This is a genomic window from Humibacillus xanthopallidus (assembly GCF_006717145.1).
Lineage (GTDB): Bacteria > Actinomycetota > Actinomycetes > Actinomycetales > Dermatophilaceae > Humibacillus > Humibacillus xanthopallidus.
This window is the reverse complement of the sequence record NZ_VFQF01000003.1, coordinates 1,129,400-1,148,242: the sequence shown is the minus strand read 5'-3', so window position 1 is coordinate 1,148,242 and position 18,843 is coordinate 1,129,400. Positions and strand designations below refer to the sequence as shown.

The following is an 18,843-nucleotide window of genomic DNA, read 5'->3' as shown; positions in this document are numbered from 1 at the left end:
GGCATGAGCGACACGGAGCCGGACGTCCGCATCGAGCACGACTCGATGGGCGACGTGGAGGTCCCGGCGGCGGCCCTGTGGGGCGCCCAGACGGCTCGAGCCGTCGAGAACTTCCCGATCAGCGGTCAGCCCGTGCCGGCTGAGGTCGTGCACGCGCTCGCCCTCCTCAAGGCCGCGGCCGCCGAGGTCAACGCCGAGCTCGGCATCGTCGACGGCCGCCGCGCCGCGGCGATAGCGGCCGCCGCCCGCGAGGTGGCTGCCGGACGGCACGACGGCGAGTTCCCGGTCGACGTCTTCCAGACCGGCTCTGGCACGTCGACCAACATGAACCTCAACGAGGTGCTCGCGCGGATCGCCCACCTCGGCACCGGCGTCGACGTCCACCCCAACGACCACGTCAACGCCGGTCAGTCGAGCAACGACACCTTCCCGAGCGCGCTGCGCATCGCCGCGACCCTCGGGGCGGTCCGCGAGCTCGCGCCCGCGCTCGACCACCTCGCCGCCGCGCTCGGACGCAAGCAGGACGAGTTCGCCGACGTCGTCAAGGCCGGGCGCACCCACCTCATGGACGCCGTGCCCGTCACGTTGGGGCAGGAGTTCGGTGGCTACCGGCGCCAGGTCGAGCTCGGTGCCGCTCGAGTCCGTTCGGCGGCCGAGGCGACGGCAGAGCTGCCCCTCGGCGGCACCGCGGCCGGCACCGGGCTGAACGCCGCGCCGGGCTTCGCCGCGGCCGTCATCGCCAAGGTCGCCGAGGCGACGGGCCTCCCTCTGCGCGAGGCGGCCGACCACTTCGAGGCCCAGTCGGCCCAGGATGCCGTCGTCGAGCTTTCCGGCGCCCTCAAGGTCGTGGCCGTCAGCCTGACGAAGATCTGCAACGACCTGCGCTGGATGAGCTCCGGGCCGAGAACCGGCCTCGGCGAGATCCACCTGCCCGACCTGCAGCCGGGGTCGAGCATCATGCCCGGAAAGGTCAACCCGGTCGTCCCCGAGGCGACCCTGATGGTGTGCGCGCAGGTCATCGGCAACGACGTCACCGTCACGATGGCCGGGGCCGCCGGCAACTTCGAGCTCAACGTCATGCTGCCGGTCATCGCGAAGAACGTCCTCGAGTCGATCCGCCTCATGACGAGCACGAGCCGGCTGCTCGCCGACCGCTGCGTCGACGGGATCACTGCCGACGTCGAGCACGCTCGTGCCCTCGCCGAGGGATCACCCTCGATCGTCACCCCGCTCAACCGCTACATCGGCTACGAGGCGGCTGCGGCCGTCGTCAAGCAGGCGGTCGCCGAGCGGCGCAGTGTCCGAGAGGTCGTCATCGAACGGGGGCACGTCGCCGACGGGCAGCTGACCGAGGAGCAGCTCGACGAGGCCCTCGACGTGCTCGCCATGGCCCGCCCCCGCCGGGAGCAGTGACCGTCCGCTGGACATACCGACGGCTCCCCCGCTGACTCCCCCGTCGGCTCACTGGGGCGGGCTCCCCTGGCCGGTCCGCTCTGCGTTGAGCCGGCCCGTGACTCACGTCGTGACTGCGTCTCCACGCGACTCAGTACAGAGGGGCTGGGAGCGAGGCGACGGCATACGGAGGTGGTGGCATGCAGCCGCTGACCGCGATCAGCCGAGCACGCGCTCCAGGTAGGGGTTGCCGAAGCGCCGCTCGGGGTCGACCCGGTCTCGCACGGCCACGAAGTCGTCGAAGCGCGGGTAGCTCTTGCGCAGGTAGTCCGCCCCGCGGGTGTGCATCTTGCCCCAGTGCGGCCGTCCCCCGTTGGCGGTGGCGATCGCCTCGAAGGCGTCGAAGTAGCCGCCCCGCTGCTGCCGGTGGTAGCGGTGTACCGCGATGTAGGCGCTCTCGCGCTCGTAGGCGGTCGAGAGCCAGACGTCGTCGGCGGCGGCCACCCGGCACTCGACCGGGAAGGAGATGCGCTCGTCGTGCCGGTCGATCCAGTCGCGCAGCTCGAGCAGGACGTCACGCAGGGCGTGCCGCGGGAAGGCCCACTCCGACTCCGTGAAGCGCACGTCGCGGGCGGTGACGAAGACGCGGTGCGACGCGTCGGTGAAGCTGCGCTCGCTGAGCGCGCGCGACGCGAGGGCGTTGATGCCCTTCGTCGCCCGGGGCAGGCGCGTGGCGATGCGGTTGGTCACCTCGAAGAGGCGGTTGGACAGCAGGTCGTCGTCGAGCCGCTCACGCCACGCGGGCAGCGGCTTCGCGGGAGTCCCGGCCGGCACGCGGTTGTTGCGCTTCGTCAGGGTGCGGTCCGTGTGCGGGAACCAGTAGAACTCGAAGTGGTCGTTGTCCTGCGCCGCGTCGTCGACGTGCTCGAGGAGCGAGTGCAGCGGCTCCGGCCTCTCGACCGCGTGGAGCAGGAATGCGGGGACGACGGCCAGCGTCAGCTCGGTGACGATGCCGAGCGCGCCGAGGCCGAGGCGGGCCGCCTGGAAGAGCTCCGGGTCCTGGGTCGGCGAGCAGGCGGCGACCGACCCGTCGGCGAGCACGAGACGCACCGCGCGGATGCCGGCGGAGAGCCCGGTGAGGCGCAGCCCGGTGCCGTGGGTGCCGGTGCCGGTGGCTCCGGCGATGCTTTGGCGGTCGATGTCGCCGAGGTTGGGCAACGCATACCCGAAGGCGGCGAGCTCCTCGTTGAGCACGTGCAACGGTGTGCCGGCGCGGACCGTCGCCTCGCCGCGCGTGGCGTCGATCGACGTGACCCCGCTCAAGGCGCCGAGGCGCAGCTGGAGCCCGTCGGTGACGGCGACGCCGGTGAAGGAGTGACCGGCCCCGATCGCCTTGACGCGCAGGCCCCGTGCCGCGGCGGCGCGCACCTCGTCGACGACCTCGGCCTCGTTGCGCGGTGTCGCGACCCGCACGAGCCGCGTCGACTCGGTGCCGGCCCAGTTGCTCCACTCGACCCGCCGGACGGCTGGTGTCACGTCACCCAAAGCACTGCCCTTCTCCACGGTAGGTCGCGGCTCGCCCGACGACCTCATCGCCCGCCACGAGGACGAACTCCCTGAAGCGTTCGGCCAGCTCGCCCGCCTTGGCGTGGCGGAACCATATCCGATCGCCCAGAGAGAGCGCGTCGGCGGCGGCTCCCTTGAGGGGTGTCTGGACCTCGCCCGTCCCCTCGGTGCGCACGAGCTCGAGGCCCTGCTCGTCGAGCGGCGCGGGCACCCGCGACCACCCGGGCGGCCCCGAGGCGATGTAGCCGCCGCTGTATGCCGTGACGAAGCCCTCCGCCGGCCGGCGCACGACGGGCGTGCCGAAGAAGGCGGCGGGCTGGAGCACGAGGCCGTCGTAGCCGTCGAAGAGCGTCGGTGCGTAGAGGCCCGACCCTGCAGCCAGCTCGGTTAGGCACGGGTCGAGACCCGTGACGTGCAGGCTCCCGGTGCCCCCGCCATTGACGAAGTCGAGGTCCGTGAACGCCCTTGCCGCAGAGACGATCTCGGCCCGGCGAGCCAGCAGCTCGCGGTGCGAGCGGGCCTTGACCTGCCGCACGGCGGGCGACGAGTCAGGCAGGCCGGCGATCTGTGCGTCGTAGAACATCAGGCCGGCGACGACGAGCCCGCGCTCCTGGGCCCGGCGGATGATGGCCTCGACCTGCTGCGGGGTGCGCGTCGGCGAGCGACGCACGCCGAGGTGGGCGGGGCCGATGCGCAGCGACGAGTCGACGTCGACGGCCACGCGCAGCCCTGAGTGCCCCTCGACGTGGCGGGCGATGAAGTCGACGTGCTCGATGCTGTCGACCATGACGGCGACCGCGGCCGTCAGCGCCGGGTCGGCGGCGAGCTCCGTCAGGGCCGGCACGTCGACGCTGGGGTAGGCCACCATGAGGTTGTCGTGCCCCGCCCTGGCCCACCACAGCGCCTCCGGCACCGCGTAGCACATGAGGCCCGCGAAGCCGTCGTGGCCCAGCGCGCGCTCGATGGGGGGCCTGCTGCGCAGCGACTTCGTCGCGATGCGGATCGGCAGCCCGTGCGCCCGGCCCACGAGGGTGGCGGCATTGGCGTCGAAGGCGTCGAGGTCGACGACGGCGAGCGGCGCGGGCAGGTCGCGCGTCGCGCTCGACAGGCGCGCGGCAACGGGCGCAGGCAGGCGGCGAGACATGGATCGCACCCTACTGCCCAGTTCGAAAGCGCAGACCCCATCCCCCCAAAGAGCGACCAGCCTCCTCCACCAATCGAAAGAGCAGTTCGTCGTGGGGCGAATGCTCTCTCGACCGGTCGAGAGCCCTTCACCAATCGAGAGAGCAGTTCGTCGGCCGTGGGGAACCCGACGAACTGCTCTCTCGATTGCCGTATGCCGCCCAGAGGCCCGGGCCTGCGTGGGCCGACGAAGTGCTCTCTCGATTTGTTGTATGCCGTCTTGACCCGGCATCCGCGCGCACGCGGGCTCCCCCACCGGTCGAGATCCCTCGACCAATCGAGAGAGCACTTCGTCGGCTGTGGGGGCCCGACGAACTGCGCTCTCGATTGCCGTATGCCGCCCAGAGGCCCGGGCCCGCGTGGGCCGACGAAGTGCTCTCTCGATTGTGCGGGTGGGGGTGCGCTGTCGGTTGGTCAGCCGACGCGGTCGACGACCGAGAGGGCGAGGGCCTGCAGGGCGCTCTTCGCGTCACTCGGCGGCAGCGGGTCGAGCAGGGCCCGAGCAGCGCGCGCGACGGCATACGTCTCCTCGCGGGCCTGCGCGAGCGCAGGGTGCACCCGCAGGAGGGCCAGTGCCTCGGCAACGCCGTCGTCATCGGCCGACAGGTCGGCGTGGAGCAGCTCGAGCAGCCGCGCGTCGGCCGGGTCGGTCGACTCCTTGGCCCGCAGCACGGCGAGCGTGTCGACGCCCTCGCGCAGGTCGGTGCCGGGGGTCTTGCCCGTCTCCTCCGCGTCGGACGCGATGTCGATGAGGTCGTCGGCGAGCTGGAAGGCGATGCCGACCTTCTCGCCGTAGTCGCGCATGAGCATCGCCGTCGACTCGTCACCGCCGGAGAACATCACGCCGTAGCGGCCTGCGGTGGCGATGAGCACGCCCGTCTTGTCGGCGAGCACGTCGAGGTAGTAGCCGACCGGGTCGACCTCGTCGCTCGGCGGGCGGTCGTCGCGGATCTGACCCGAGCACAGCCGGACGAAGGTCTGCGCCTGGATCAGCACAGCCTCGGCGCCCAGCCCCGCGACGAGCTCCGACGCCTTGCCGAAGAGCAGGTCGCCCACGAGGATCGCCGTCGAGTTGCCGTAGGCGACGTTGGCCGCGGGCACGCCCCGACGCAGCTGCGCCTCGTCCATGACGTCGTCGTGGTAGAGCGAGGCGAGGTGGGTCAGCTCCACACCCGCGGCAGCGCGCACGACGTCGTCGTTGATGCCACCGGTCAGCTCGGCGGCGAGCAGCGTCAGCAGGGGCCGGAAGCGCTTGCCGCCGGCCGCGACGAGGTGGCCCGACGCCTTGGCGATGAACGGGTCGTCGTGGTCGACGACCTCACGCAGCAGGGCGTCGACCCGGTCGAGGCCGTCGCTGAGCCGCGCCGCGAGCTCAGGCGTGGCGCCGGGGATCGAGAGGACCGGTGGGGTCGCGTGCGGCGTCATCGAACCCCGGTGCGCGGCCGCCTGCTCGCCACCGTCACCGGACGAACTGCGAGGCACGGTCAGCGAGGTCGAGCAGCGAGGCCGGCACGACACCGAGCGCGAGGGTGGTCAGGGTGCCGATGGCGATCGAGAACGTCGTCATGGCCGAGGGCGTGACGACCTCGACCTTCTCCGCCGGAGCCTCGCTGAAGAACATCAGCACGATGACGCGGGCGTAGACGAAGACCGTGATCGCGCTGCAGAGCACACCGACGACGGCGAGCACGGTGCCGGTGGCACCCGAGCCGACAGCCGCGGAGAAGACCGCGAACTTCGACACGAAGCCCGACGTCAGCGGGATGCCGGCGAAGGCGAGCATGAGGAACGCGAAAGCCGAGGCCGCGACGGGGTGAGCCTTGCCGAGGCCGGCCCACTGCGAGAGGTGCGTCGCCTCGGCGCCGTTCTGGCGGACGAGCGAGACGATGGCGAAGGCGGCGATCGTCGAGAAGCCGTAGGCGACGATGTAGAAGAGCACCGCCCCCACACCGGTCCGGTCGAAGGCGAGCACGCCGACGAGGATGAAGCCCGCGTGCGCGATCGAGGAGTAGGCGAGCAGTCGCTTCATGTCGGTCTGCGTCACCGACAGCACCGACCCGACGACCATCGTCAACAGTGCCACGATGACGAGGGCATTGCTCCACTCCCAGCGGGCCGTGTCGAGCCCGACGTAGGCGAGGCGCAGGATCGCGCCGAAGGCAGCCGCCTTGGTGCAGGCCGCCATGAAGCCGGTGACCGGCGTCGGGGCGCCCTGGTAGACGTCGGGCGTCCACGCGTGGAACGGCACGGCGCCCACCTTGAAGAGCAGGCCGACGAAGACGAGGAAGGCACCCGGCAGGAGCAGCCCGTTCATCGCGAGCGGCGCCGTGCTGATGGCCGAAGACAGGTCACCGAAGTAGACCGACCCGGCGTAGCCGTAGAGCAGGGCCGTGCCGAAGAGGAAGAAGGCCGAGCTGAACGCACCGAGCAGGAAGTACTTGAGCGAGGCCTCCTGCGAGAGCAGGCGACGACGCCGGGCCAGGCCGGTGAGGATGTAGAGCGGCAGCGAGAGCACCTCGAGCGCGACGAACATGCCGATGAGGTCGTTCGTCGTCGGGAAGAGCATCATGCCGAAGATCGCGAAGACCGTCAGCGGGAAGACCTCGGAGGTGAGGGCTCCCGCGCGGGTCGCCGCGGTCTCGACGGGCGAGCCGGGAGTCGATGCACCGCTCGGCGTGAAGGCGTCGGGTCCGACGCCGCCGAAGCGCTCCGCCATGGTCAGCACGCCGAGGATGCCCATGAGCAGGATCGCGCCCTGCAGGAACAGGGCCGGACCGTCGATGGCCAGCGCGAAGAGCGACCGGTTGGTCGACCCGTCGGACAGACCCATCGTCAGGCCGAGGTTGCTGCTCGCCCAGAAGATCGACACCGCCGCGGCGAGGAGACCGCCGACCGCCACGCTCACCTGGACCCGGTGGCGACGCTCGCGTGGCATGAACGCCTCGACGAGCACGCCGATGAGGGCCGTGACGAACACGATGAACAGCGGCATCACCGCGACGTAGTTGACCTCGGACGCCTGGAACGCGGCCGGTAGCGTCGACAGGTTCGACAGGGCCGGCAGAACGGCGGCGGTCACTTCGAGCTCCCTTCGGCCACGGTGCCGGCCGGGTTGAGGGACGGAATCGCTTGCTGGACGTGCGACAGGGTCTTGTCGACCGCCGGGTTGATGAAGGTCAGCGCGATGTTCGGCAGGAACCCGAGGACGACGAAGGCCGCGATGAGCGGAGCCGCCACGAGCTTGTCGCGCGTCGTGAGGTCACGCACCGTCGTGCCACCCGACGACTTGCGCCAGTGGTCATCCACCGTGACACCGTCGGCCACGAGCTCCTCCGGCTTCGGGCCGGTCATGACCCGCTTGAACATCAGCAGGATGTAGAGCGCGGCGAGGATGATGCCGGAGGTCGCGATGACCGTGGCGACGGGCTGCGTCGAGAACGACCCGACGAGCACGAGGAACTCCGAGACGAAGCTCGAGAGGCCCGGCAGCGCGAGGCCCGACAGGCCCGCGATGAGGAAGATCCCCGCGAGGGCCGGCGTGACCCGCTGCCACCCGCCGTAGTCGCCGATGCGCTTGCTGTTGCTGTTGTGTCGCCTCACGAGCATCGCCGCGAAGAGGAACAGCGCCGCCGTCGAGAACCCGTGGTTGACCATGTAGAGCGTGGAGCCCCCCTGGCCGACGGAGGTGAAGGCGAAGATGCCGAGCACGATGAAGCCGAAGTGGCTGACCGAGGTGTAGGAGATGAGCCGCATCATGTCGGTCTGGCCGATCGCGAGCAGCGCCCCGTAGATCACGGAGATGACGGCGAGCACGACGACCACGGGGGTCGCCCACTGGCTCGCCTCGGGGAAGAGCTGCAGGCAGAAGCGGATCATCCCGAACGTGCCGACCTTGTCGAGCACGCCGACGAGCAGCGTCGCCGTGGCCGGCGTGGACTCGGTGGCGGCGTCGGGCAGCCAGGTGTGGAAGGGCACCATCGGCGCCTTGACCGCGAAGGCGAGGAAGAAGCCGACGAAGAGCAGGCGCTCGGTCGTCGGGTCGATGGACAGACCCGTCAGCCGCTCGATGAGGAAGCCGTCGGTGCCGCCCGGGCCCTGGAGGTAGAGGGCGATGACGGCGACGAGCATGACGAGGCCACCGGCGAGCGAGAAGAGGAGGAACTTCATCGCGGCGTACTGCCTGCGCGCACCACCGAAGCGGCCGATGAGGAAGTAGACCGGGATGAGCATCGCCTCGAAGAAGACGTAGAACAGGAAGACGTCGGTCGCGGCGAAGACCCCCACCATGAAGGTCTCGAGCACGAGCAGCAGGGCGAAGTAGGTCTTCGCACGCTGACCCCCGCGGGGGCCCGCCTCCTCCGGCACGTCGTGCCAGGCCGCCAGCAGGCAGATCGGCGTCAGCACGAGCGCCATGAGGATGAGCACGAGGGCGATCCCGTCGACGCCGAGCGCGTAGCTCACGCCGAACTGCGGGATCCACGAGTGCTGCTCACCGAGCTGGAACTGCGCGCTCGAGCTCCGGTCGAACTGCGTCGCGGCGATGATGCCGACGACGAGCGTCACGATCGAGAAGCCGAGAGCCATCCGCTTGGCGGTCTCTGCGCTCCCCGGCACGAAGGCGACGAGCAGCGCGCCGACGAGCGGGATGAGGCCGAGGATCGTCAGCCAGGGGACGGTGGACATTGCGGTCATCAGGACATCACCCAAAGAGCACCGAGGATGGCGACGACGCCGGCGAGCATCGTCAGGGCATAGGAGCGGGCAAAACCGTTCTGCAGCTTGCGCAGGCGGGACGAGGCCCCGCCCACGAGGGCTGCGAGGCCGCCGGCGGCGCCGTCGACCCCCTTGCTGTCGGCGAAGACGAGCGAGCGCGTCAGGTGGATGCCGGGTCGCATGAGGAGGGCCTCGTTGACCTGGTCCTGGTAGAGGTCGCGCCGGGCCGCCTGCGTCATGAGGTTGCCCGCGGGCGCCGTCACCGGCACGTCGTCGCGCCAGTAGCGCATCCAGGCGAGCGCGGCTCCGCCGGCGACGAGCAGCAACGTCAGGACCAGGAGCACCGGCACCGGGATGACGGGGTGGGCACCCTCGGGCTCGGCGCCGGTGACCGGCTCGAGCCAGGTGGTGAACCACCCGGTCGGGCCGAGGATGAGGCCGAGGAAGGCCGACCCGATCGCGAGGATGATCATCGGCACCGTCATGAGCTTGCCCGACTCGTGCGGGTGCACGTCGTCGGTCCAGCGCTTCTTGCCCTGGAAGGTCATGAAGAACAGTCGCGACATGTAGAAGGCCGTGATGCCTGCACCGATGAGGGCGGCGCCGCCGAAGACCCAGGGCCGCCAGCCCTCGCCGATGAACGCGGCCTCGATGATCTTGTCCTTGGACCAGAAGCCCGAGAACGGCGGCACACCGAGGATCGCGAGCCAGCCGATCGCGAAGGTGGCCCAGGTGATCTTCATGGCTCCGGAGAGCCCGCCGAAGCGGCGCATGTCGACCTGGTCGTTCATGCCGTGCATGACCGACCCGGCCCCGAGGAACATCCCGGCCTTGAAGAAGCCGTGCATGAGCAGGTGGAAGATCGCGAACGCGTAGCCGACCGGTCCGAGACCGGCCGCGAGCATCATGTAGCCGATCTGGCTCATCGTCGAGGCCGCGAGGGCCTTCTTGATGTCGTCCTTGGCGCAACCGACGACGGCCCCGAAGAGCAGGGTGATCGCACCGACGATGACGACGACGAGCTGGGCGGTCGGGGCGGCCTCGAAGATCGGCGCCGAGCGCACGACGAGGTAGACACCGGCCGTGACCATGGTCGCCGCGTGGATGAGCGCCGAGACGGGCGTCGGGCCGGCCATGGCGTCACCGAGCCAGCTCTGCAGCGGGAACTGCGCCGACTTGCCGCAGGCACCGAGCAGGAGCATGAGGCCGATGGCCGTCATGAAGCCCTCGTTGGCGTTGCTGCCGGCCTCTCCGAGCACCGTCGTGAAGTCGACCGCGCCGAAGTGGAAGAACATGATGATGATCGCGATCGACAGCCCGAAGTCACCGACGCGGTTGGCGACGAAGGCCTTGTTGGCCGCGGTCGCGTAGGCGGGGTTCCAGTTCCAGAAGCCGATGAGCAGGTAGGACGCCAGACCGACGCCCTCCCAGCCGACGTAGAGGAGCAGGTAGCTGTTGGCCAGCACGAGCAGCAGCATCGCCGCGACGAAGAGGTTGAGGTAGGCGAAGAAGCGCCGCTTGTCGGGGTCGGAGTGGACGTGGCCGTTCTCGTCCTTGTGGTCCATGTACCCGAGTGAGTAGACGTGGATCAGCGAGCCGACGAAGGTGATGAGCAGCACGAAGGTGACCGAGAGCTGGTCGACGAGCAGCCCGGCGCTCAGCTTGAACGACCCGGCGGTGATCCAGTCGAAGAGGTTGACCTCCTGCGCGCGGTCCTCGGCGCCGCGGCCGAGCATCGCGATGAACACGAGCAGCCCGACGACGAAGGCGCCCCACGACAGGAGCGTCGCGAGCAGCGGCCCGAACTTGTTGGTGCGGCGGCCACCGAGCAGCAGCACCGCGGCGCCGAGCAGCGGCAGCGCGATGAGCAGCCAGGCGTATGCCGTGATGCCCGTTGCCGCGTGCGCTTCGCCTTCGTGCGTGGCGAGCCCGGCGGCATACGTGCCGACGGACGGCACGCTCGCGAGCGTGTGGACGAGAGTTCCCATGTGGCCGGCGCTCCTTACAGCTTCAGCAGGTTGGCGTCGTCGACCGAGGCCGACCGTCGGGCACGGAAGATCGCCATGATGATGGCGAGGCCGACCACGACCTCGGCGGCGGCGACGACCATGACGAACAGGGCCATGACCTGCCCGTCGAGGGCGCCGTGCATCCGCGAGAACGTGACGAGGGAGAGGTTGGTCGCGTTGAGCATGAGCTCGACGCCCATGAAGACGATGATCGCGTTGCGCCTCGTCAGCACGGTGGCGGTGCCGATCGAGAAGAGGATCACCGACAGGTAGACGTAGTACATCGGGCTCACTTGGCGCCGCCTTCCTCGATCTCGCGCTCCATGTGGCGCTCGACGTCACGCAGGGAGTCGGTCGTGGCGACCTGGTCGCGGGCGACGAGGACGCGCGAGACGGACTTGCTGCTCGGCGTGCCGTCGGGCAGCAGGGCCGGGGTGTCGACCGCGTTGTGCCGGGCGTAGACGCCGGGGGCGGGCAGGCCCGCGACGTCGCGGTTGTCGCGGACGCGCTTGGCCGCCCACTCGGCCTGGGTGATGCGCGGTGTGAGGCGCTCGCGGTGTGCGAGCACCATCGCGCCCAGCGCCGCCGTGATGAGCAGGGCCGAGGTCACCTCGAAGATCCAGACGTACTGTCCGAAGATCAGCTCGGCGACGCCGGTGATGTTGCCGGGGTCGGCGTTGGTGGCGACGACCTTGTCGATGCCCGCCTGCACGGTCTTCTCGTCGACGACGGTCGCGCCGATCGTGAAGAAGAGCAGTCCGGCGAGACCGACGACGAGCAGGAGCGACGCCCAGCGCTGCCCCTTGATCGTCTCGACGACGGAGTCCGAGGAGTCGACCCCGACGAGCATGAGCACGAAGAGGAAGAGCATCATCACGGCGCCGGTGTAGACGAAGACCTGCACGACGCCGAGGAAGTCGGCGTTCTGCATGATGTAGAAGATGCCGAGGATGACCATGACGAGGGCCACCCCGAGCGCGGCGTGGACCGCCTTGCGCGCGAAGAGCAGCCCGAGCGCGGCGATGACCGCGATCGGGGCCAGGATCCAGAAGCCGGCGGCTTCAGCGCTGGAGGTCACGGGTTGGCCCCTTCCCGGGTCTGGGCAGCCGTGAAGTCGGCTGCGTGGGCGACGTCGTGCTCACCGGGGACCGCGGCGCCCGGGTTGCCCGGGCCGTGCACGGAGGCGCTCTCGTCGTCGGCAGCGGCGTCGCGCGCGCCGACGTAGGCGCGCTGGGCGTCCGTCGACGTCGTGACCTTGCCCTGGTAGTAGTCGCGCTCCTCGAGCCCGTCGACCATGGGGAAGGGCGGCGGGAGCATGCCGCTCTGCAGCGGGGCGAGCAGCTGGTCCTTGGTGAAGATCAGCTTGCCGCGGTCGTTGTCGGCGAGCTCGTAGAAGTTCGTCATCGTCAGCGCCCGCGTCGGGCAGGCCTCGATGCACAGGCCGCAGAAGATGCAGCGCAGGTAGTTGATCTGGTAGACGCGGCCGTAGCGCTCGCCGGGGCTGAACCGGCCCTTGCCGCCCTGCTCGAGCGGGGTGTCGTCGTTGTCGGCGCCCTCGACGAGGATCGCGTCGGCGGGGCACGCCCACGCGCAGAGCTCGCAGCCGACGCACTTCTCGAGGCCGTCGGGGTGACGGTTCAGCTGGTGGCGACCGTGGAAGCGGGGCGCCGTGGGGCGCGGCTTCTCGGGGTACTCCTCCGTGGCGACCTTGCGGAACATCGTCGAGAACGACACCCCGAAGCCGGCGACCGGCGCGAAGAGGTCGGAGAGGAAGCCTCCGCCGCGGTCGTCCTCACCGGGCTTGCCGCTCGAGGTGCTGCTGGCGTCGTCAGCCATGGGTCTCCTCCTTGAGGGTGGTCGAGGCGCCGGACCCGCCCGCGCTGCTGCTCGAGGCGGTCGACAGGACCGGCTCGGCGGCGAGGCGGGGTCGCGGCTCGACGAGGCGCTGCCCGGGCAGCGGCGGCACCGGGTAGCCGTCCTCGAACGGGTCGATCTCCTCGGGCGGGGCCTCGTCCTCGGCGGCGGCGCGCTGGGCGCGCCGGTCGTCCCAGATCCAGGCGGCGGCGAGGGCGATGACGGCGACGATGCTGACGATGACGACGGTCGCGACGGAGAGCTCGCGCCCTGCGAAGGTCAGCTTGCTGTCACCGAGGAAGCCGAGCTGCGCGCCGCGGATGAAGGCGACGGCGACGACCCAGGCGAGGGTGATCGGGATGAGGAACTTCCAGCCGAAGCGCATGAACTGGTCGTAGCGCACGCGCGGCAGCGAGCCACGCAGCCAGACGAAGATGAACATGAACAACCACAGCTTGGCGGTGAACCACAGCAGGCCCCACCAGCCGCCGCCGAACATGTTGTCGTTGATCGCCGAGATGAACGGCGGGGCCTGCCAGCCACCGAGGAAGAGCGTGGTCGCGAGGGCCGAGACGGTGAACATGTTGACGTACTCACCGAGGAAGAACATCGCGAAGCGCATCGAGGAGTACTCGGTGTGGAAGCCACCGGTCAGCTCGCCCTCGCCCTCGGCGAGGTCGAAGGGCAGACGGTTCGTCTCGCCGACCATCGTGATGAGGTAGACGGCGAAGCTGAAGAACGCCGGGAGGATGTACCAGAGCGAGCTCTGGGCGGACACGATCGCCGAGGTCGACATCGACCCGCTGTAGAGGAAGATCGCGACGAGCGACAGGCCCATGGCGATCTCGTAGGAGATGACCTGGGCGGTCGAGCGCAGCCCACCGAGCAGCGGGTAGGTCGAGCCGGAGCTCCACCCGGCGAGGATGATGCCGTAGACACCGACAGAGGCGACGGCGAGCACGAGCAGCACCGCGACCGGCACGTCCGTCACCTGCAGCGGCGTCTGGTGGCCGAACATCCACACCGTGCCGCCGAGCGGGATGATCGCGAAGGCGACGAAGGCCATCGTCGCGGTGATCATCGGGGCGAGCGTGTAGATGACCTTCTCGGCCTTGGCCGGGGTGATGTCCTCCTTGAGCATCGCCTTCATGCCGTCGGCGAGCGTCTGGAGCAGGCCGAAGGGGCCGTTGCGGTTGGGGCCCGGTCGCTGCTGCATGCGGCCGATGACGCGCCGCTCGAACCAGATGACGAGCAGCGTCGAGATCAGCAGGTAGACGAAGACACCGACGGCCTTGACGAGCGCGAGCCACAACGGGGTGTCGCTGAAGTCGGCCGTGGGGTTCTCGGTCGGCGCGAGCGCCGGCAGCCCGCCGACCATGCCGTATGCCGTGAGGGCGAGGCTCATGCCACACCACCCTTCGTGACGGCGACACGTCCACCGGCATCGGTGCCGAGACCCGTGCGCACGGAACAGTCCTTGGAGTTGGTCGGGAGCCACACGACGCCGTCGAGCATGCCGTCGGTGACCAGCGCCGGCACCGTGACGGAGCCGGTCGGGCCGCTGACGGTCACCTCGTCGCCGTCGGAGACGTCGAGCGCAGCCGCTGACGCCACCGAGAGCCGAGCGACGGCGCGGGGTGCGGTGCCGGCGAGGAAGGGCTCGCCGTCCTGCATCCGACCCGCGTCGAGCAGGGTCGACCACGTCGCGAGCGTGAAGGCTCCCGATCCGTCGGGAGCCCCGGCGACGCGGTGGCCGTCGGGAGCGCTCGTCGCACGAGCACCGCCCCACGGGCCGAGCGCCTCGAACTGGTCGTGGATCTCGCGCTGGGTGCGGGTCTCGAGGAAGTGGCCCATCTCGCTCGCGAGCATGTCGAGGGCGCGATGGTCGCTGACGGAGTTGCTCGACAGCGCCTCGGCGAAGGGACGCAGGCGCCCCTCCCAGTTGACGTAGGTGCCGGTCTTCTCCGACTGCGGTGCGACGGGGAGGACGACGTCGGCGACGGCCGTGACCGCGGACTCGCGCAGCTCGAGGGAGACGACGAAGGCGCGCTCCAGGGCGGCTGCCGCGTCAGCAGCGAGCTCGGCCGGCAGGTCTGCCGGGTCGACACCACCGACGACGAGGGCGTCGATGTCGCCGGCGGCCGCGGCCGCGACGATGCCGGCGGTGTCGCGCGGGGTCGTGTCGGGCAGGCCGGCGACCTCCCAGACCGCGGCGACCTCCCCGCGGGCGGCGGCGTCGCCGATCGGGCGACCACCCGGGAGCAGCGCGCCCAGGGCTCCGGACTCGAGCGCGCCGCGCTCCCCCGCACGACGGGGCACCCACGCAAGACGCGCGCCGTGGTCGGCCGCGAGGCGGGCCACCGCCGCGAGGGCGCCGGGCGAGCTCGCCAGGCGCTCACCGGCGAGGACGATCCCGCCGTCGGCCAGCCCGCTGACCAGGGAGCGGCCGGCGTCGGTCGAGGCGAGGTCGCCGAGAACGGCGGCCTCCTGGCCGGGGACGGCCGGCACGAGGGTGCCACCCACCTTGGTGAGGCCGCGCGTCGGGTGGGACGCGACGGCATACACCTTGGTCTTGTTGCGGCGGAACGCCTTGCGCAGCCGCAGGAAGACGATGGGGCTCTCGTCCTCGGGCTCGAAGCCGACGAGCACGACCGTGCGGGCCTTCTCGAGGTCGGCGTAGGAGACGGCCCCGGCGGCCGAGTCCTCTGGGTCGTCGGAGACGCCGGTCGCGACGACGTGCTCGGCGAGGAAGGCGACCTCCTCGCCCGAGTGCGGGCGGGACCGGAAGTCGATGTCGTTGGTGCCGAGCACGATGCGCGCGAACTTGCCGTAGGCGTAGGCGTCCTCGGCCGAGACGCGACCGCCGACGAGCACACCGGCAGCCTTGGCGCGGCTCAGACCGGCAGCCGCGGCCGCGAGGGCCTCGGGCCAGCCGACGACCTTGAGCTCACCGCTCTCGTCGCGGACCATCGGCAGCTCGATGCGGTCGGGCAGGGTCGCGTAGGTGAAGGCCCAGCGACCCTTGTCGCAGTTCCACTCCTCGTTGACGGCGCCGTCCTCGAGGGCCATCCGGCGCAGCACGACGCCGCGGCGGTGGTCGGTGCGGATGGCGCAGCCGCTCGCGCAGTGCTCGCAGACCGAGGGCGTCGACACGAGGTCGAAGGGCCGGCTGCGGAAGCGGTAGGCAGCGCCGGTCAGGGCGCCGACCGGGCAGATCTGCACGGTGTTGCCGGAGAAGTAGCTCTCGAAGGGCTGGTCCTCGTAGATGCCGACCTGTTGGAGGGCACCACGCTCGACGAGCGCGATGAACGGGTCACCCGCGACCTGGTCGGAGAAGCGGGTGCAGCGTGCGCAGAGCACGCAGCGCTCGCGGTCGAGCAGCACCTGCGAGCTGATGTTGACCGGCTTCGGGTAGGTGCGCTTGACGTCCTCGAAGCGAGACACGGCGCGGCCCGCGCTCATCGCCTGGTTCTGCAGGGGGCACTCGCCACCCTTGTCGCAGACCGGGCAGTCGAGCGGGTGGTTGATGAGGAGCAGCTCCATGACGCCCTGCTGCGCCTTGTCGGCGACCTTGGACGTGTGCTGGGTGTTGACGACCATGCCCTCGGACACCGTCATCGTGCAGGACGCCTGCGGCTTGGGCATCGGTCGCACGTTGCCCTCGCGGTCGGGCATCGCGACGTCGACGAGGCACTGGCGGCACGCGCCCACCGGGTCGAGCAGCGGGTGGTCGCAGAAGCGGGGGATCTCGATGCCGACGGTCTCGGCAGCCCGGATGACGAGGGTGCCCTTGGGCACGCTCACCGGGATGCCGTCGATCGTCAGGCCGACGTGGTCGGGGTTCGCCGGCACCTGGGCGTTACCGCCCTTGTCGACGGCGTTGCCGCCCGACGTCGGGGAGGTCGTGACGGTCATGCGGACACCATCCCGCTGGACTCCTTGCTCGTCGTGGGCGCCGGGAGTTCGAAGAGCACCGACTTCTCCGGCGGGAAGAGCTCGTGGGCCGGCGTCGTCATGCCTGCCTCGAACTCCTCACGGAAGTACTTGACGGCCGACGTGATCGGGCTCGTCGCGGCGTCTCCGAGGGCGCAGAAGCTGCGACCGAGGATGTTGTCACAGATGTCGACGAGCTTGTCGATGTCGTCCTGCGTACCCTCGCCCGCCTCGATGCGGTTCATGATCTGGCGCAGCCACCACGTGCCCTCGCGGCACGGGGTGCACTTGCCACAGGACTCGTGGGCGTAGAAGTCGGTCCAGCGGGCGACGGCGCGCACGACCGAGACGGTCTCGTCGAAGACCTGGAGGGCGCGGGTGCCGAGCATCGAGCCCGCGGCGGCGACCGAGTCGAAGTCGAGGGGCACGTCGAGGTGCTCCTCGGTGAAGATCGGCGTCGAGGAGCCGCCGGGCGTCCAGAACTTCAGCTTCCGGCCGCCCCGCATGCCGCCGGCGAGCTCGATGAGCTCGCGCATCGTGATGCCGAGGGGCGCCTCGAACTGGCCCGGGTTCGTGACGTGGCCCGAGAGGCTGAAGATGCCGAAGCCGGTCGACTTCTCGGTGCCCATGCCCTTGAACCAGTCAGAGCCCTCGAGGATGATGCCGGGCACCGAGGCGATGGACTCGACGTTGTTGACCGACGTCGGGCGGGCGTAGAGGCCCGCGGCGCCGGGGAACGGGGGCTTGAGGCGCGGCTGGCCGCGGCGGCCCTCGAGCGAGTCGAGCAGCGCGGTCTCCTCACCACAGATGTACGCGCCGGCGCCGGCGTGCACGGTGATGTCGACCTTGACGCCCTTGCCGCCGACGTTGTCGCCGAGGTAGCCCGCAGCGCGGGCCTCCTCGACGGCGCGCAGCAGCCGGCGGTAGACGTGGACGACCTCGCCGCGCAGGTAGATGAAGGCGTGCTCGCAGCCGATGGCGTACGAGGAGATGGCCACCCCCTCGATGAGCGAGTGCGGGTTGGCCATCATGAGCGGGATGTCCTTGCAGGTGCCCGGCTCGGACTCGTCGGCGTTGACGACGAGGTAGCGCGGGCCGCCGTCGGGCGGGCTCATGAACGACCACTTCATGCCGGTCGGGAAGCCGGCGCCGCCGCGGCCGCGGATGCTCGAGTCCTTGACGGCGTCGATGATCGCCTGGGGCTCCATCGTCAGGGCGCGGGTGAGCGCCTTGTAGCCGTCGTGACGCTCGTAGGTGGCGAGGGTCCAGGACTGCGGGTCGTCCCAGAACTTCGTGAGGATCGGGGTCAGCGTGTCGGTCACTTGGATCCGTCCTTCCCGTCGCTCGTGCTCGTCAAGCTGCTCGAGGCGGCGCTGGAGCCGTTGCTGGAGCCGGAGGCGCCCTCGGGGGCGACCCAGCCGTGGTCCTTGGCGATGCGCAGGCCGAGCAGCGAGGCCGGGCCGGCCCCGACGCCCTCGTCGGCACGCCCGTCGGGGAAGCCCGCCAGCACGCGCGAGACCTCCTTGAAGGTGCAGACCTTGTCGGCGCCGCGTGTCGGACGCACGTCGGCGCCCGCCCGCAGCTCGTCGACGAGGCCGATGGTGCTCTCGGGCGTCTGGTTGTCGAAGAACTCCCAGTTGGCCATGACGACGGGTGCGTAGTCGCACGCGGCGTTGCACTCGACGCGCTCGAGGGTGATCTTGCCGTCCTCGGTCGTCTCGTCGTGACCGATGCCGAGGTGCTCGGAGACCCGGTCGAAGATGAGGTCGCCGCCCATGATCGCGCAGAGCGTGTTGGTGCAGACCCCGACGGTGTAGTCGCCGTTGGGGTGGCGCTTGTACTGGGTGTAGAAGGTCGCGACGCCGCTGACCTCAGCCTCGGTGAGGCCGAGCACCTCGGCGCAGAAGCTCACGCCCCGGCCGGCGACGTAGCCGTCGACCGACTGCACGAGGTGCAGCAGCGGCAGCAGCGCGGAGCGCTTCTGCGGGTAGCGCGAGATGACCTCGGCCGCGTCGACGTGCAACCGCGCGAGCGTCTCCTCGTCGTACGGAGCCTTGGACTCCGCACTGACGTGCAGGTGTCCGGATGCGTCGTGACCGGCCATCAGTACTTGTCCTTTCGCGCGCCGACGTGCGTTCCGGTCCGCCCACGCAGAGCGTGGGACCCAGCTCGCTGGCGCTCGCTGCGATCCTCG

General features: G+C 70.4%; 14 protein-coding genes. 1 reads left to right on the top strand and 13 read right to left on the bottom strand.

Annotated elements, in window-relative coordinates:
- Positions 1-3: 3 nt before the first annotated feature.
- The gene (locus tag FHX52_RS23260) at positions 4-1,413 is read left to right on the top strand and encodes a class II fumarate hydratase (RefSeq protein WP_141824683.1); all 1,410 of its coding nucleotides are present in this window, start codon (positions 4-6) and stop codon (positions 1,411-1,413) included.
- A 198-nt stretch (positions 1,414-1,611) separates the two neighbouring features.
- Here FHX52_RS23260 and FHX52_RS23255 read toward each other — a convergent pair whose 3' ends face one another.
- The 13 genes from FHX52_RS23255 to nuoE form a co-directional block, all read right to left on the bottom strand.
- Positions 1,612-2,928, bottom strand: coding sequence for a D-arabinono-1,4-lactone oxidase (locus FHX52_RS23255; RefSeq protein WP_246070353.1), 1,317 nt, complete (start codon positions 2,926-2,928; stop codon positions 1,612-1,614).
- Position 2,929: 1 nt separating this feature from the next.
- Positions 2,930-4,102 carry an alanine racemase gene (locus FHX52_RS23250; protein ID WP_141824681.1) on the bottom strand — a complete coding sequence of 391 codons (1,173 nt, stop codon included), beginning with the start codon at positions 4,100-4,102 and terminating at the stop codon, positions 2,930-2,932.
- Positions 4,103-4,554: 452 nt separating this feature from the next.
- Positions 4,555-5,565: a polyprenyl synthetase family protein gene (locus FHX52_RS23245; protein ID WP_141824680.1), complete on the bottom strand. Its 1,011-nt coding sequence runs from the start codon at positions 5,563-5,565 to the stop codon at positions 4,555-4,557.
- Positions 5,566-5,599: 34 nt separating this feature from the next.
- A complete protein-coding gene (gene nuoN, locus FHX52_RS23240) occupies positions 5,600-7,219 on the bottom strand; it encodes an NADH-quinone oxidoreductase subunit NuoN (protein WP_281288051.1) in 1,620 nt (539 codons plus the stop codon).
- Positions 7,216-8,823 carry an NADH-quinone oxidoreductase subunit M gene (locus FHX52_RS23235; protein WP_141824862.1) on the bottom strand — a complete coding sequence of 536 codons (1,608 nt, stop codon included), beginning with the start codon at positions 8,821-8,823 and terminating at the stop codon, positions 7,216-7,218. The genes nuoN and FHX52_RS23235 overlap by 4 nt, the downstream gene beginning before the upstream one ends.
- 8 nt (positions 8,824-8,831) lie before the next feature.
- The gene (gene nuoL, locus FHX52_RS23230) at positions 8,832-10,841 is read right to left on the bottom strand and encodes an NADH-quinone oxidoreductase subunit L (protein WP_141824679.1); all 2,010 of its coding nucleotides are present in this window, start codon (positions 10,839-10,841) and stop codon (positions 8,832-8,834) included.
- Between the two features lie 14 nt (positions 10,842-10,855).
- Positions 10,856-11,155 carry an NADH-quinone oxidoreductase subunit NuoK gene (gene nuoK, locus FHX52_RS23225; RefSeq protein ID WP_141824678.1) on the bottom strand — a complete coding sequence of 100 codons (300 nt, stop codon included), beginning with the start codon at positions 11,153-11,155 and terminating at the stop codon, positions 10,856-10,858.
- Positions 11,152-11,940 carry an NADH-quinone oxidoreductase subunit J gene (locus FHX52_RS23220; protein ID WP_141824677.1) on the bottom strand — a complete coding sequence of 263 codons (789 nt, stop codon included), beginning with the start codon at positions 11,938-11,940 and terminating at the stop codon, positions 11,152-11,154. The genes nuoK and FHX52_RS23220 overlap by 4 nt, the downstream gene beginning before the upstream one ends.
- A complete protein-coding gene (nuoI, locus tag FHX52_RS23215) occupies positions 11,937-12,698 on the bottom strand; it encodes an NADH-quinone oxidoreductase subunit NuoI (protein ID WP_141824676.1) in 762 nt (253 codons plus the stop codon). The genes FHX52_RS23220 and nuoI overlap by 4 nt, the downstream gene beginning before the upstream one ends.
- Positions 12,691-14,121, bottom strand: coding sequence for an NADH-quinone oxidoreductase subunit NuoH (nuoH, locus tag FHX52_RS23210; RefSeq protein WP_141824675.1), 1,431 nt, complete (start codon positions 14,119-14,121; stop codon positions 12,691-12,693). The genes nuoI and nuoH overlap by 8 nt, the downstream gene beginning before the upstream one ends.
- A complete protein-coding gene (locus FHX52_RS23205) occupies positions 14,118-16,631 on the bottom strand; it encodes an NADH-quinone oxidoreductase subunit G (RefSeq protein ID WP_141824674.1) in 2,514 nt (837 codons plus the stop codon). The genes nuoH and FHX52_RS23205 overlap by 4 nt, the downstream gene beginning before the upstream one ends.
- Complete coding sequence (gene nuoF / locus FHX52_RS23200) at positions 16,628-17,971, bottom strand: NADH-quinone oxidoreductase subunit NuoF (protein ID WP_141824673.1); 1,344 nt, start codon at positions 17,969-17,971, stop codon at positions 16,628-16,630. The genes FHX52_RS23205 and nuoF overlap by 4 nt, the downstream gene beginning before the upstream one ends.
- The gene (gene nuoE, locus FHX52_RS23195; protein ID WP_141824672.1) at positions 17,968-18,753 is read right to left on the bottom strand and encodes an NADH-quinone oxidoreductase subunit NuoE; all 786 of its coding nucleotides are present in this window, start codon (positions 18,751-18,753) and stop codon (positions 17,968-17,970) included. Before nuoE ends, nuoF begins: the two co-directional genes overlap by 4 nt.
- Positions 18,754-18,843: the final 90 nt, after the last annotated feature.